The sequence below is a fragment of the Brevundimonas sp. genome (genome assembly GCF_044239655.1).
Classification (GTDB): Bacteria; Pseudomonadota; Alphaproteobacteria; order Caulobacterales; family Caulobacteraceae; genus Brevundimonas.
Genome location: NZ_JBIIAY010000024.1, coordinates 1 through 14,639, shown reverse-complemented (window position 1 = coordinate 14,639; position 14,639 = coordinate 1). Strand labels below are relative to the sequence as shown.

The following is a 14,639-nucleotide window of genomic DNA, read 5'->3' as shown; positions in this document are numbered from 1 at the left end:
CTCAGGGCTGGAGGCGCATGCGGTCCCAGCCGTCACCGCTGCGTACGAACGCCAATCGGTCGTGCAGGCGGAAAGGGCGGTCGCGCCAGAACTCGATCCGGTCGGGAATGACCCGCCAGCCGGTCCAGCGGTCGGGTCGGGGGACGTCGGCACCGTCGAACCGGGCCTCCTCGCGCGTGATCGCGGCTTCCAGCGCCGCGCGGTCCGTCAGGGGGCGGGACTGGTCCGAGGCCCAGGCGCCGATGCGGCTCTCGCGGGCGCGGGTGGCGAAATAGGCGTCGGCCTCGGCGGCGCTCACGGGTTCGACCACGCCGCGCACCCGGACCTGCCGCCGCAGCGACTTCCAGTGGAACAGAAGAGCCGCCACCGGGCGCTTGGCCAGTTGCAGGCCCTTGGCGCTCTCGGCGTTGGAATAGAAGGTCAGGCCGCGAGCATCGATGTCCTTGAGCAGCACCATCCGGCTGTCGGGGGCACCGTCGGCATCGACGGTGGACAGGGCCATGGCGTTGGCGTCGTTGATCTCGTGCGCTCGCGCATCCGCCAGCCATTTGACGAAAAGGCCGATCGGCTCGGCCCGGTCGAAGATGGTTTCGTCGCCGTTGGCGGCCAGGGCGGCGGCATAGTCGCGGGCATATTCCTCGCGATCGGGGCTGGGCGGAATGGCGGCGTGGGTCATGGGTGGGGCTATAGACCCGGACGGCGTCGACCGCACCTGCGACCTATCGCGGTTAACCCGGTCTTGACCATGTCCGCGACAAGGATCGCGGCATGTCCGCTGTCAATCTGAACCAGGCCTTTGCGACCCTGGGCCTTCACGGCCCCACGGGCGGCGACGCCCTGGTCCGGGCGTTTCGGGCAGCGGTCAAGGCGGCGCGGCCGGACATGCCGGGTGGGGACGCCGACCGGTTCCGCCGCGTCATCGCCGCTTATCGTCTGATCCAGCGGGAAGGCGGTGCCATGCAGGCGCTGGAACCGCCGAAGGCGGCACCGGCGGCCCTGCCTGTCGTGGCCGTCAGCGTTCTGGAGGCGCTGCGCGGGGGTATGGCGACCATCCGTCTTGCAGAGCGAGTGCTGCGTGTTGCGGTCGCGGCCGGGGTCCGGACGGGCGATCACCTTCGACTGCGAGGCGCAGCGACCGACGGCGGCGATCTCTATCTGCCCGTCCTGATCAGGCCGGCTGACGGGCTGTCGGTCGTCGGGGACGACCTGCACATGAACTGGCCCGCGCCGTCACGGTTGATCGAGGACGGCGGCCGGATCGAGATCGAGACCCATGCCGGTGTGCGGGGAGTCTGGGTCACCCGCGGCCTGACGGGCACGGTCCGGCTGCGTCTGCGCGATCTGGGTCTGCCGGCGCGAGGCGGGAGGGCGACGGGCCATCTGTTCGTGACGCTGGAGCCGTCGGAGGACGCACCGTCTGCCGCAGACCATCTGCTGGCGCGGTTCACCCGGGTCTGGACGCCGGAGCGACTGGCGGCCTGACTTGAAGTCTGGCATCAAATCCAGCATCATATGATGACGATTGTGATGCGGAGGCAGGTGTGCGAACGACCTTGAATCTGGACGACGAGTTGATGGAGGCTGCGGCCGAATATAGCGGTCTCGTCGAAAAATCCGCGATCGTTCGTACTGCCTTGCAGGCCTATGTATCTCGCGAGGCGACGCGGCGACTTGTGAAGCTGGGTGGGACCATGCCCGACCTGGAGTTGCCGCCGCGCAAACGATACTTCGCAGCGGAAGACGAATGAGCCTGATCCTGGCCGACAGTTCGGTTTGGCTGGATCATCTCCGCAGCAATGATCCGGTGATGGATCAACTTGCCGTGGAAGAGCGTCTTCTGATGCATACCTATGTCATCGGCGAACTCAGTCTGGGCAATCTCGCCAACAGGCCTGCGTTTTTGAGCCGATTGAGACAGATCGATGCCATTATAAAGGCACGTGACGATGACGTCTTCAATCTGATTGAAACACAACGTCTGTCTGGCTCCGGGATCGGATGGGTGGATGCCCACCTGCTGACGTCCGTGGTTCTGGCGGGTGACGTGAAGCTCTGGACGCGCGATAGACGCCTGAACGCGGCGGCCGAGAGATTGGGGCGCGCCGCCCAACTGCATCACTGAGGCGGACTTGTCCCACAACACCTTCGGCCATCTGTTTCGCGTGACGACCTGGGGCGAGAGCCATGGGCCGGCGATCGGTTGTGTGGTGGACGGGTGTCCGCCGCTGATCCCGCTGACCGAGGCCGATCTGCAGCCGTGGCTGGATCTGCGAAAGCCGGGCGGCAGCCGGTTCGTGACCCAGAGGAACGAGAGCGACACCGCGCGCATCCTGTCGGGCGTCTTCGACGACGGGGCGGGGCCGGTCACGACGGGAACGCCGATCGCCATCGAGATCCAGAACGAGGACCAGCGCTCCAAGGACTATGGCGAGATCGCCCGCGCCTATCGGCCCGGCCATGCCGATGTGACCTATCAGGCCAAGTACGGCGTGCGCGACCATCGCGGTGGCGGGCGGTCCTCGGCGCGCGAGACGGCCAGCCGGGTCGCGGCGGGGGCGGTGGCGCGCAAGGTCCTGGGGCAGGGGGTCTCGATCCGCGCCGGGGTCGTTCAGCTGGGAACGCACCGGATCGAGGACGCGGCCGTGGACTTCGGCGCGACCTACGGCAACCCGCTGTTCGCCGCCTCGGCCGAGGTCGGACCGGCGTGGGAGGCCTATCTGGACGGGGTGCGCAAGGCGGGCTCGTCGGTGGGGGCGGTGGTGGCGCTGGAGATCACTGGCGTCCCGGCCGGCTGGGGTGCGCCCCTGTATGCCAAGCTGGACGCCGAACTGGCGGCGGCGATGATGTCGATCAATGCGGTCAAGGGCGTCGAGATCGGCGACGGCTTCGGCGCAGCGGCCCTGTCGGGGGAGGCCAATGCCGACGAGATGCGGATGGGCGAGGACGGCCGGCCGGTCTTCCTGTCCAACCATGCGGGCGGGATCCTGGGCGGGATCTCGACGGGGCAGGCGATCACCCTGCGGGTGGCGTTCAAGCCGACGTCCTCGATCCTGACCCTGCGCCAGACGGTGACTCGCGACGGCACCGAGACCGACCTGCGCACCAAGGGCCGCCACGACCCCTGCGTCGCCCTGCGCGGCGTACCGGTGGTCGAGGCCATGGCCGCCTGCGTCCTGGCCGACGCCATGCTCAGGCACCGGGCCCAGGTCGGGTAGTTTCCTCGGGCGGTTGCGCGGGGTAGGGTCGGGAATGGCCAGTTCACCGACCCGCAAAGCGTCATCCAAGCCGTCACGGCTGGCCGTCATCGGACTGGTGCTGGCGCTGCTGCTGCCGTTGACGGTGTTTGTTGCGATTGCGGGTCTGAAATCAGGGCTGCTGCCGATCGAGACGGCCTATGATCTGTTGACGATAGGTGTCGGCTTTTACCTGGCAGGACTGGGTGCGTTCGGCGCGATCCTGGCTCTGATTGGCGTGGTGCGGGCTTTTCGGAGTTCCTGGCTGATTGGATTGGCAGCGATATTGATCGCGGCCGTCTCCGTGACCCTGCTCGTGCGCGAGATTAACGCAGGGATGGCTTACGCTCTCAACAACAAGGCTGACCCTACCTTCAACGCCCGTGCTGGTGTTTCAACCGACACGACCGATCAGATTGGCTTTTCGTCGCGTATCCTGGCCGAGCGAGAGGCAGATGGTATCGATCCCGTTGTCCCGCCCGCGGGTGCCAACAGTTGCGAGATCGCCGCCCTGCCAAGCCAGACGGCCCCCGGCGCGGCCGGCTATGCCCTGCAAGAGGCGGGCTTCGAAATCCGGGACATCGGCGTCAACCGCGCCAACGGGGTCCACACCAGCTTCTGGTTCGACCGGACCTATGACGCCGCCATCCGCATCCGCCCCGGCCGCACCGACGTCCGCGTCGCGCCCCGCGACGGCGCTCGCGATCACGGCACGTCCTGCAAGCTGGCCCAGAAAATCCTGACCGGGCTTCAGCCCCGCCGGTAAACCGCGTCCAGCGACGGCCCCGGCTCGGCGACGACCCGGCCCTCCCGCACCAGCTTGCCCAGATGCGCCAGCACCGACAGGCTGGCGGCGGGCCACAGCCGCTTGTCCACGGCGGCATAGAGCGTCGGCACCATGTCGGCGATCGTGGTGTCGCCCGCCTCGATCCGGGCCAGCACCCCCGCTTCGCGCGCCAGACGGTGGTCCTTGTAGGCTTGCAGAAACGGCGCGGGCTCGGTGATCGGCGCGCCGTGGGTGGGCCACAGGGTCGAAAACCCCCGCGCCATCACCGCCTCCAGACTGGCCATATAGTCGGCCATGTCGCCGTCCGGCGGGGCGATCACCGTCGTGGACCAGCCCATGACGTGATCGCCGCAGAACAGGGCGTTCTCCTGCTCCAGCACGAAGGCCATGTGGTTGGAGGCGTGTCCGGGCGTGGCCATCGCCTCAATCGTCCAGCCGTCGCCGACGATCCGCTCGCCGCCGGTCAGGATCACGTCCGGCCGGAACGCCTCGTCCTCCTCCTCGTCGAGATGTCCAGAGGCGTGGATGACGACCTGCGGCGGCCGGGCGGCCAGGATCGGCGCGCCCGTGCGTTCGGCCAGGGGGCGGGCGAGGGGGGAATGATCGCTGTGGGTGTGGGTCACCAGGATATGGCTGATCCGGCGCGCGCCGACAGCGATCAGGATCGCGTCCAGATGCGCCCTGTCGAACGGCCCCGGATCGATCACGGCGACGCCGGCCCCCGCCGCGTCGCGCCCGACGATATAGGTGCCGGTGCCGGTATAGGTGAACGGGCCTGGGTTGTTGGCCACGACCCGCTGGATCAGGGGCGACACCAGATATCGCCGGCCGTAGTCGACGTCGTGGTCGCGGACGAAGGGGATCATCGGGTGGCCCGGCGCGGTGTGGGGCCGTCCGTCTGGTCCGGGCCTTGCCTTAACGAGAGGTAAATCCCTTCCGGAGCGCTCGTCGTGGCCAAAACTATCGCCCTTGGTGTTTCAAATCGGCTCCAGCCTATCGCGGCGGCCGTCCTGTGTCTCATGGCGGCGCAACTGATCACCGCCTCCTGCACACCGGAACCCGTCCCTTATGCGGCCCGAGCCTATCTGGCCCGCTAAAGCGGCAGGCCCGACAGGTCGTAACCGGCCCCGGCCGCTGCGCTGACGATGTCCTCGCGCGAATCGCCTCGTCGGCTTGCGGCCAGCGCCCAGGCGGCCGCAGAGCGCATCCCGGACTTGCAGTGGATCAGGACGGACGTCCCATCGGCCAGAGCGGCGTCGATCGCCGCGATCGCCTCCGGCCCTGGCATTCCGCGCACCGGCGCATGGACGTAGTCGAGACCCAGGGCTCGCGCCGCTTCGGACATGGTCGCGGCGTCGATCTGGCCGTATTCCTCGCCGTCCGGGCGGTTGTTGATGATCCGGACCACGCCCAGATCGCGTGCCGTCTCAAGGTCCGCCAGGTCGATCTGGCCCGCGACCAGAACGCCGGGGGCAAGCGTACGCAGGGCCGCCACTATTGCCGCCTCACGCGCACGGCGCGGCTGCGGCCCGCGGTCAGCAGATAGCTGCCCATGGCGGCGCGGCGGACGCGGACCGGTTCGCCGGCCTGGTTGCGGAAGCTGACGCGCTCGGTGTCGATCTGACGCCAGACGCTGCCGTCGGCCAGGGTGAACACCCAGCGGCCCTCGCCGGACATGCCCGCGCGAGTCAGAGTGGTCTCGATCTCGCCGATCGGTTCGGCGCGCTCGCCCTGTTCGAACAGGGTGATGGTGGGCAGCTGGAACCCGAACATCTGGCGCCGCGCCGCGGTGACCTGGGCCCGGTCCACGACCACGACCTCGCCCTGGCGTTCTGCGGAATCGAGCGCCTCGGCCGCCCGATCGTAGCAGGTCAGCCGCGCTGCGCTGTCGGTCAGGCCCCGGCAGGACACAAGCTGGTTCAGGATCTCAGGGCGGGCGGGTGACGTCTGGGCAGCGGCGGGACCGGCCATCGCGGCAGTGGCCGCTGCGGCCAGGGCGACAGCGCCCAGCGCCTTAATCTGCATCTGAAAATCCAAGGTTTTCGCCGCTCCTGAGGTTCCACCGCATCCTGCCACAGAGCGCAGGCCCACCGCCAGCCGAGCGTGGCCGCAAACGTGGCCTGAATACGACAGTCCCAAGGCGACTTGGTTACAGCCGTGTAATTGCTGTGGCGCAACATGTTGGATGGTGCCTAACCTACGGCAGCCGGCGGGCCCAGTTGCGTTCACCCGCCACGCGATAAAAATAAACCAAGGTCAGGCGGTCTGCGCGAACCCCGCGTCCAGACCCAATCAGGAGAACGATCCTTGCGAACCCCACAAACGCGTCAACGACTTCTTGCCACGACGATCATCACGGGCGCCGCCCTGCTCGCCTTCGCCGCCCCGGCGATGGCCCAGGACGAGCCCGAGTCGGAACTGGAAGAAATCGTCGTCACCGGCTCGCGGATTCCGCAAGCCAACCTGGTTACGACCAGCCCGGTTACCCAGGTCACCTCCGAAGACATCGACGTCCAGGGCGTGACGCGGGTCGAGGACCTGATCACCCAGCTGCCGCAGGCCTTTGCCGCGCAGAACTCGACGGTCGTCAACGGCGCCTCGGGCACCGCGACGGTTTCGCTGCGCAACCTCGGTTCGTCGCGCACCCTGGTGCTGATCGACGGTCGCCGCATGGGTTACGGCTCGCCTCTCGACGACGCGGCCGACCTGAACCAGATCCCCGGCCAGCTGGTCGAGCGGGTTGAAGTCCTGACCGGCGGCGCCTCGGCCGTCTACGGTTCGGACGCCGTCGCCGGCGTCGTGAACTTCATCATGAAGAAGGAGTTCGAGGGCGTTCAGATCGACGCGACCTACGGCTTCTACTCGCACAAGAACGACTATGACGGCGTGGGCAACCTGCGCGCGGAAATCGCGCGTCGCGGCACGACCAACCCGGCCCAGTTCAGCCTGCCCGCCGACGACGTCTCCGACGGCGAAAGCAAGGAAGTCACCCTGACGATGGGTGTGTCGTCGCCCGACGGCAAGGGCAACCTGCTTGCCTACGCCGGTTACCGCAACAACAACCCCGTGCTACAAGCCGGTCGCGACTATTCGACCTGCACCATCGGCGCGCCTGCGGCTGCTCGTCCCACGACCTACACCTGCGGCGGCTCCGGCACGTCGTTCCCGGGTCGTTTCACGGATTTCTCGACGTTCAACTATACGCTCGGCGCCAATCAGACTTTCGTCAACTTCGACGCGGATCAGAACAACTACAACTACGGCCCGATCAACTACTACCAACGCCCCGATGAGCGTTACACCCTCGGTGCCTTCGGCCGCTACGAGATCAACGAACACGCCGAAGCCTTCGCCCAGTTGATGTTCTCGGACTACTCGTCGGTCGCCCAGATCGCGCCGTCGGGCAGCTTCTTCAACACCTTCGACATCAACTGCGACACGCCGCTGCTGTCGACCCAGCAACGCGGTGCCATCGGTTGTACGCCCGCCGCTGTCGCTGCTGGAACACGGGTTCCCTTCTACGTCGGTCGTCGTAACGTCGAAGGCGGCGGTCGTCAGGACTCGCTGACCTATCAATCCTACCGCGCGGTCGTGGGTCTCCGTGGCCTGATCACCGAGGGCTGGAACTACGACATCGCCGCGCAGTTCTCGCGCGTTCGCCTGGCCCGTACCTATCTGAACGACTTCTCGGTCACGCGTCTGACGCGCGCCCTGGACGTGGTCAGCGTCGGTGGCGTTCCGACCTGTCGCTCGGTCGTCAACGGAACGGATGCGGGTTGCGTGCCCTACAACGTATTTTCTGCAGGTGGCGTGACGCAGGCCGCGCTCGATTATCTGCAGATCCCGCTGATCCAGACGGGTGAAACCACCCAGCAGGTCGTCACGGCCGCCGTCACCGGCGACCTGGGCGTCTACGGCTGGCAGTCGCCCTACGCCGCTTCGGGTATCAAGGTCGCCTTCGGCGCCGAGTACCGCCGCGACGCCCTGGGTTCGACGACGGACGCTGCCTTCGCTTCGGGCGACGGCGCCGGTCAAGGCGGACCGACGATCGGCATCACCGGCGACGTCGATGTCGCCGACCTGTTCGCCGAACTGCAGATCCCGCTGGCCGACGATCAGCCCTGGGCCTATTCGGCCTCGATCGACGGTGCCTTCCGTCACTCCGAGTACGAGAACCTGTCGACGGACACCTACAAGGTCGGTGCCGACTACGCTCCGATCCCGGACTTCCGCCTGCGGGCCAGCTACTCGCGCGCCGTTCGCGCGCCGAACGTGATCGAACTGTTCGCCGCCCAAGGGTTCGGCCTGTTCGACATTTCGACCGGTGACCCCTGTGGTCCGGCTCGCACCGCCACCCTGGCCCAGTGCACGGCCACCGGCGTTCCGGCGGCCCAGTACGGCAACGCCGGCCTCAACAGCCCGGCTGGCCAGTACAATCAGGTTACCGGTGGTAACCCGAATGTGGCCCCCGAAGAATCGGACACGATCACCTTCGGTGCCGTGTTCACGCCGAGCTTCCTGCCCGGCTTTAACCTGACCCTCGACTACTTCGATATTCAGGTCGACGGCCTGATCTCGTCGGTGGGTTCGGCTAACACGCTGAACCTCTGCTACCGTGACAACGATGCGGCCGCCTGTTCGCGGATCAACCGCAACCCGAACGGCTCGCTGTGGATCGGTACCGGCTTCGTGCAGGACCTGAACATCAACATCGGTGGTCTTTCGACCAGCGGTGTGGACGTCAACTCGAACTACGGCTTCGACCTCGACACCTTCGGTCTCGACGGTGCCGGCTCGGTCGCTCTGACCTTCGTCGGGACCTGGCTCGATACGCTGGAAACCGACACGGGCACCGGCACCGCCAGCTCAGTGTTCGACTGCGTCGGCTACTACGGCTCGACCCAGTGCGGCGTTCCGAACCCGGAATGGCGTCACCGCGCCCGCGTCACCTGGCAGTCGCCGTGGAGCGTGGATGTCTCGGGAACGTGGCGCTACTACTCGGAGGTCGACTTCGGTTCGTCTCTGACGGGTGCCGTCGCTGGTCGTCTCGACTCGACCCTGGACGCGATGAACTACTTCGACATCACGGCCAACTGGCAGGTCACCGACACCGTCTCGGCTCGCGCCGGTGTGAACAACGTGTTCGACACCGATCCCCCGCTGTCGGTCGCGGCCGGCACCGGCGGCAACGGCAACACCTATCCGCAGCTGTATGATGCGCTGGGTCGTTACGTCTTCTTCGGCGTGACCGCGAACTTCTAGGACCGACGGTCCCTCGGGACCGATGATCATGGAAACGGAATGGGCGGCGGATCTTCGGGTCCGCCGCCTTTTTCATGGGCGGAGACGGGTCTGGCCCCCGCCATGGAAAAACCATCGGTGCCCGGCAAGCGTCGCCGAAGCTCAAATTCCACGTGCCCCAGGATACTCCGACCATGCTGATCGCCGCCTTCGCCGCCGCCCTTCTGGCCCAGACCCCCGCTGCGCCTGCCCAGGATGGCCCGATCTCGACGGCGAGCGGCGCGACCGAGACGGCGGCACAGGTCCGGCTGCGCGAGGCCCTGGCCTATTCCAATCCCCTGCCGCGCGGTGCGCCGAGTGAGGACTATCCGCTGGTGGCCTGGTGCGACGCCCTGGTCAGTGGACATGTCCGGCTGGGCGAGACCCTGACCGATCGCAACGCCGAGGATCTGGAGATCATGCGTCTGGGCCGGCTTGAGGCGTCGGATTTCCGGTCGGCGCTGGCGGCGGCCGCTCCGCGTCAGTCTGCGGCGACGCGCACGGAGGCGACCCAGGCCGCGGCGGCCGCCACCGCACGCTGGACCCCCCTGATCGCCCAGCCCGACGAGGCCGCGCGCAGCCAGTCTTTCGGCCTGTTCTTCGGCCTGCCCGGCCGCTGCGAGCACGCGGCCCGTCGCATCCGCGCCAACATCACGACCCCGCCTGCGACCCTGGACGACGTCGGCCTGCGTTCCGAAGGCGTCGATCCGGTCCAGTAGGCCGGACCGCCCGGTTCAGCCTGTGGCCGGCTTCGAGAGATCGATCCGCCAGCCCAGCAATGCGCCATAGGCGTCATGTTCGAGCGCGCGCGCCGTGACGCTCAGCCCGGCACCCTCGGCCCGGGCCAGAAACCGTTCCAGTCCTTCGACGTCCAGGGCCGCGCGGGTCTGGCACAGCTGGCGATGACGCCAGGCGGCGTTGCCGAACTCGAAATCATCCAGCCGGGCCAGGCCGCTGGACGGCTCATAGGCCGCGATCCGGTCGGCCAGATCGCCCAGATAGCTGACCATATAGGTGACGGTATCGAACGCCGGACCGCTGCCGATCAGGCTCCGGCATTTCGTTACGGCCTGGGCGAAGGCGGCGTGGGACGCGGCGCGCGCGGTCGCATCGGCTTTCCCCTGAGCGGCAAAGGCGCGGCGGCCCAGCCGGACGGCGGCGCCGGTGCCCAAGACCGCGTCATAGGCCTTCGTCTGGGCCCGGGCCTGTTGCGTGATGACGCTGTCGGCGTGGTGAACCAGCAGGCGCGCCCGTCCGCCCGGCGTCAGGACGCGCGACAGTTCCGCCAATGCGGGGCGGTGATCGGCGTATTCGATGCCGAACTGGGACGAGATCCCGTCGAACGTGACGGCCTCGAACGGCAGGGCCTCGACGGCGACACCGCCGATGAAGGTCGGGCCAGCCTCGCCCGCAGCCGTCGCGGGGATGTCCGCATAGTCCACGCCGGTCACGTCGAACCGCCCCGCCGCCTGGGCATAGCGCCCGACCTCGCCGGACCCCGTGGCCAGGTCCAGCAGACGGGCCCCTGCCGGGAAGGTCTCGAAGAACCCGCTCCACAAGGCCGAGGTGTCGAGCGCCCTGGGCCCGGTGGGCGTATCGATCGACATCACCTCGGCCCGGCCCCGCGACCAGTAGGCGGTCCAGTGCCAGCCGGGGCGTTTCACGGGTTGAGAGGCAGCCATGGTCCCGGCCTATAGACCGCCGCCGGCCGTGCGCGCCAGCGGTTCGCCGATCACGCTGCGGCCACCCGTGCCGCCGCACCCGGCTCATAGTTCAGGATCGGCGACAGCCAGCGTTCGGCGGTGGCGACGTCCCAGCCCTTGCGCCGGGCATAGTCCTCGACCTGATCGAGGTCGATCTTGCCCACGCCGAAATAGTGGCTGTCCGGATGGCCGAAATACAGGCCGGACACCGAGGCCGGCGGGCTCATCGCAAAGCTCTCCGTCAGGGCCATGCCCGCATTGGCCTCGGCCTGCAGCAGCCGGAACAGGGTGGCCTTTTCAGTATGGTCGGGCTGGGCCGGATAGCCGGGGGCGGGGCGGATGCCCTGGTATTTCTCCTCGATCAGGTCCTGGGTCGTCGTCGCTTCGTCGGCGGCATAGCCCCACAGTTCGGTCCGCACCTTCTTGTGCAGCGCCTCGGCGAAGGCCTCGGCCAAACGGTCGGCGAGGGCCGAGGACATGATGGCGGAATAGTCGTCGCCGGCGTCCTTGAACCGCTTCGACACCTCCAGTTCGCCATGGCCCGTGGTGACGGCGAAGGCTCCGATCCAGTCCGAGCCCTCCGGCGCGATGAAGTCCGACAATGCCGAGTTGGGCTTGCCGTTCGACTTGGCGATCTGCTGGCGCAGGGTGTGGAAGCGGGCGATCTCCTGCGTGCGCGCCTCGTCACCGAACACGACGATATCGTCCTGATCGGCGTTGGCGGGCCAGAAGCCGACGACGCCCTTGGCCGTGAACCACTTCTCGTCGATGATCTGTTTCAGCATCGCCTGGGCGTCCTTGAACAGGTCGCGCGCGGCCTCGCCGACGACCTCGTCATCGAGGATCAGCGGATAGCGGCCGATCAGCTCCCACGACGCGAAGAACGGCGTCCAGTCGATGTGATCGGCCAGGTCGGCCAGGTCCCAGCGGTCGAAGGTGCGCGTGCCGATGAAGGACGGCGCGGCGGGCTTCGGCGCGGTCCAGTCGATCTTGAACCGGTTATCGCGCGCCTTGGTGATGCTGGTGCGCGCCTTGACCTCCAGCCCTCGGGCATATTGCTCGCGGATGCGGATGTAGTCGTCGCGCGTGATGGCCTCGTTCTTCGCCCGCTCGGTCTTGGACAACAGGCCCGACACCACGCCCACGGCACGCGACGCGTCGACGACATAGGTGGTCGAGCCACGATGGTAGCCGGGCTCGATCTTGACGGCCGTATGGGTCCGGCTGGTCGTCGCGCCGCCGATCAGCAGGGGGATGTCGAAACCGCGCCGCTCCATCTCGCGCGCCACGAATACCATCTCGTCCAGAGACGGGGTGATCAGCCCGGACAGGCCGACGATGTCCACCTTGTGCTCTGTCGCGGCGTCCAGAATGCGGTCGGCCGGCACCATGACGCCCAGGTCGATGACCTCGTAGTTGTTGCACTGAAGCACGACGCCGACGATGTTCTTGCCGATGTCGTGGACGTCGCCCTTGACCGTGGCCATCAGGATACGACCCGCCTGTTCGCGCGGCTTGCCGGCCTTCTCGGCCTCCATGAAGGGTTCGAGCCAGGCCACCGCCTGCTTCATCACCCGCGCCGACTTGACCACCTGCGGCAGGAACATCTTGCCCGAGCCGAACAGGTCGCCGACCACGTTCATCCCGTCCATCAGCGGACCCTCGATGACGTGCAGCGGCCGCTCGACCGATAGGCGGGCCTCCTCGGTGTCGGCGTCGATGTATTCGGTGATGCCGTTGACCAGGGCGTGTTCGATCCGCTTGCCGACCGGGGCCTCGCGCCACTTCAGATCGACGACCCGGGCCACCCCCTTGTCGCCCTTGTAGTTCGGCGCGATGTCCACCAGCCGCTCGGTGTTGCTGACATTGGTCCGCTGCGGCCGGTTCAGGATCACGTCCTCGACGGCTTCCCTCAGGGTCGGGTCGATGTCGTCATAGACGGGCAGGTCGCCGGCGTTGACGATCCCCATGTCCATGCCCGCCTGGATGGCGTGGTACAGGAAGACGCTGTGGATTGCCCGGCGGACGGGCTCGTTGCCCCGGAACGAAAACGACACGTTCGACACCCCGCCGGAGACGCGGGCATAGGGCAGGGTACGCTTGATTTCGCGGGTGCCCTCGATGAAGTCGACGGCATAGTTGTCGTGTTCCTCGATCCCCGTCGCCACGGCGAAGATATTGGGGTCGAAGATGATGTCCTCGGGAGGGAAGCCGACCTCGTTGACCAGGATGTTGTAGGCGCGGGTGCAGATCTCGATCTTGCGCGCGGCGGTGTCGGCCTGACCCACCTCGTCGAAGGCCATGACCACGACGGCGGCGCCGTAGCGCAGGCATTTGACCGCCTGGGCGCGGAAGGCGTCCTCGCCTTCCTTCATCGAGATCGAGTTGACGATCGGCTTGCCCTGAACGCATTTCAGGCCCGCCTCGATCACCTCCCACTTGGAGGAGTCGATCATGACCGGCACGCGGGCGATGTCGGGCTCCGCCGCGATCAGGTTGAGGAAGGTGACCATGGCCTGCTTCGAATCGAGCAGGCCCTCGTCCATGTTGATGTCGATGATCTGGGCACCCGCCTCGACCTGTTGGCGAGCCACGGTCAGGGCGGCGGTGTAGTCGCCCTCGATGATCAGCTTCTTGAACCTGGCCGAGCCGGTGACGTTGGTGCGTTCGCCGACGTTGATGAAGGTGGGTCTCATGGTGGCACTCTATACCGCTGATCCCGGTGAAAATCCGGGTCCGTCGCTGGCGCGCGCTTTGGCGGCATTGATCGAAGGCGAAGTCTGGACGACCCGCTGAGATCGTCCAGAGCACTGGGTCCGGCTTTCGCCGGGATGAGCTGAATGGATGTCTAGTGGGCGTGGGCCGGCAGGCGGGCGGCGGTGACCTCGATCTCGACCAGGAAGCCCGGCCCGGCCAGGCCTGCGACCTGGACCGTGGATCGCGAGGGGCGGTTGGGCTGCTCCGCCGTGCCGAAATATCTGCCGTAGGCCCGCATCATGCCGGCGAAATCCATACGCTCCGAGCCCGGCGCGGCCGTCAGATAGACGGTCATCGACACCACATCGCCCATGGTCAGGTTCCGCGTGGCCAGCAGCCGCTCGATCTTGGCGAAGGTCGAGGCTGACTGGGCTTCGGTGTCGCCATAGGCCTCGACCGAACCGGCGGGTGCCGTGGTGTCGGTGACGTCGGGCAGCTGGCCCGACAGGAAGATCAGTTCCGACCCGGCCGGGACCGTCACCGTCGAGGCGATGAAAGCCGTCGGCGAGCCATAGGTGCGCTCGATCGCGGCATGGTCATGGCTCTGCGCCAGGGCGGGTGCGGCACCGAGCAGCAGGGCGGCGGTCAGGGCGGTGAGGGCGATCTTCATGGTGAGGTCTCCGGTTCAGGCGGCTGCGAATTGGCGGCGGGCGGCGATGGCGTTGACGGCGCGCCAGGCGCTGACGAAGGCACCCTGCTGCCAGGCGCCGACGTGGCTCAGGTGTTCGCCGGCGAACAGATAGGGCCCGTCCGGCTCGTTCATCAACGTATAGCCCGTCGGATCCTGGCGAGCCACCGGTCCTTCGATGCCCAGGCTGTAGGGGATGCTGCGCCAGTGGACGGTGACGCCGTCGGTCAGGGAGCCGCTCTGGCCCGGAT

Annotated in this window: 15 protein-coding genes; 7 read left to right on the top strand and 8 right to left on the bottom strand. The window is 67.4% G+C overall.

Annotated elements, in window-relative coordinates; genetic code table 11:
- Window position 1: 1 nt before the first annotated feature.
- Entirely contained in the window at window positions 2–676 is a 675-nt protein-coding gene (gene pdxH, locus ACILQR_RS05010) for a pyridoxamine 5'-phosphate oxidase (protein WP_395650386.1), read from the bottom strand.
- 92 nt (window positions 677–768) lie between these two features.
- Between pdxH and ACILQR_RS05005 the strand changes: the two genes are divergently transcribed.
- The 5 genes from ACILQR_RS05005 (at window position 769) to ACILQR_RS04985 (ending at window position 3,999) form a co-directional block, all read left to right on the top strand.
- A complete protein-coding gene (locus tag ACILQR_RS05005) occupies window positions 769–1,482 on the top strand; it encodes a DnaJ C-terminal domain-containing protein (RefSeq protein WP_395650385.1) in 714 nt (237 codons plus the stop codon).
- A 71-nt stretch (window positions 1,483–1,553) separates the two neighbouring features.
- A complete protein-coding gene (locus ACILQR_RS05000; RefSeq protein WP_395650384.1) occupies window positions 1,554–1,748 on the top strand; it encodes a type II toxin-antitoxin system VapB family antitoxin in 195 nt (64 codons plus the stop codon).
- A complete protein-coding gene (locus ACILQR_RS04995; RefSeq protein ID WP_395650383.1) occupies window positions 1,745–2,122 on the top strand; it encodes a type II toxin-antitoxin system VapC family toxin in 378 nt (125 codons plus the stop codon). Before ACILQR_RS05000 ends, ACILQR_RS04995 begins: the two co-directional genes overlap by 4 nt.
- Before the next feature lie 7 nt (window positions 2,123–2,129).
- The gene (gene aroC, locus ACILQR_RS04990) at window positions 2,130–3,215 is read left to right on the top strand and encodes a chorismate synthase (protein WP_395650382.1); all 1,086 of its coding nucleotides are present in this window, start codon (window positions 2,130–2,132) and stop codon (window positions 3,213–3,215) included.
- A 97-nt stretch (window positions 3,216–3,312) separates the two neighbouring features.
- Window positions 3,313–3,999, top strand: coding sequence for a hypothetical protein (locus ACILQR_RS04985; protein ID WP_395650381.1), 687 nt, complete (start codon window positions 3,313–3,315; stop codon window positions 3,997–3,999).
- On the opposite strand, the gene ACILQR_RS04980 is transcribed toward ACILQR_RS04985, so the two are convergent.
- The 3 genes from ACILQR_RS04980 to ACILQR_RS04970 all read right to left on the bottom strand — a co-directional run bounded on the left by ACILQR_RS04980 (window position 3,984) and on the right by ACILQR_RS04970 (window position 6,045).
- Window positions 3,984–4,886: an MBL fold metallo-hydrolase gene (locus ACILQR_RS04980; RefSeq protein WP_395650380.1), complete on the bottom strand. Its 903-nt coding sequence runs from the start codon at window positions 4,884–4,886 to the stop codon at window positions 3,984–3,986. The genes ACILQR_RS04985 and ACILQR_RS04980 overlap by 16 nt on opposite strands.
- Before the next feature lie 227 nt (window positions 4,887–5,113).
- Window positions 5,114–5,515 (bottom strand): TIGR01244 family sulfur transferase, encoded by a 402-nt coding sequence (locus ACILQR_RS04975; RefSeq protein ID WP_395650379.1) that lies wholly within the window; start codon window positions 5,513–5,515, stop codon window positions 5,114–5,116.
- The gene (locus ACILQR_RS04970; RefSeq protein ID WP_395650378.1) at window positions 5,515–6,045 is read right to left on the bottom strand and encodes a hypothetical protein; all 531 of its coding nucleotides are present in this window, start codon (window positions 6,043–6,045) and stop codon (window positions 5,515–5,517) included. The genes ACILQR_RS04975 and ACILQR_RS04970 overlap by 1 nt, the downstream gene beginning before the upstream one ends.
- A 282-nt stretch (window positions 6,046–6,327) precedes the next feature.
- Between ACILQR_RS04970 and ACILQR_RS04965 the strand changes: the two genes are divergently transcribed.
- The gene (locus ACILQR_RS04965; RefSeq protein ID WP_395650377.1) at window positions 6,328–9,282 is read left to right on the top strand and encodes a TonB-dependent receptor domain-containing protein; all 2,955 of its coding nucleotides are present in this window, start codon (window positions 6,328–6,330) and stop codon (window positions 9,280–9,282) included.
- A 173-nt stretch (window positions 9,283–9,455) separates the two neighbouring features.
- Window positions 9,456–10,019 (top strand): hypothetical protein, encoded by a 564-nt coding sequence (locus tag ACILQR_RS04960; RefSeq protein ID WP_395650376.1) that lies wholly within the window; start codon window positions 9,456–9,458, stop codon window positions 10,017–10,019.
- Window positions 10,020–10,034: 15 nt separating this feature from the next.
- Here ACILQR_RS04960 and ACILQR_RS04955 read toward each other — a convergent pair whose 3' ends face one another.
- The 4 genes from ACILQR_RS04955 to ACILQR_RS04940 form a co-directional block, all read right to left on the bottom strand.
- Window positions 10,035–10,982, bottom strand: a complete 948-nt coding sequence (locus tag ACILQR_RS04955; RefSeq protein WP_395650375.1) for a class I SAM-dependent methyltransferase — start codon at window positions 10,980–10,982, stop codon at window positions 10,035–10,037.
- A gap of 50 nt (window positions 10,983–11,032) precedes the next feature.
- The gene (gene metH / locus ACILQR_RS04950) at window positions 11,033–13,699 is read right to left on the bottom strand and encodes a methionine synthase (RefSeq protein ID WP_395650374.1); all 2,667 of its coding nucleotides are present in this window, start codon (window positions 13,697–13,699) and stop codon (window positions 11,033–11,035) included.
- A 152-nt stretch (window positions 13,700–13,851) separates the two neighbouring features.
- The gene (locus ACILQR_RS04945) at window positions 13,852–14,370 is read right to left on the bottom strand and encodes a RidA family protein (RefSeq protein ID WP_395650373.1); all 519 of its coding nucleotides are present in this window, start codon (window positions 14,368–14,370) and stop codon (window positions 13,852–13,854) included.
- A gap of 15 nt (window positions 14,371–14,385) precedes the next feature.
- Window positions 14,386–14,639 (bottom strand): FAD-dependent oxidoreductase (locus tag ACILQR_RS04940; RefSeq protein WP_395650372.1); only part of this gene is annotated, 254 nt, incomplete at its 5' end.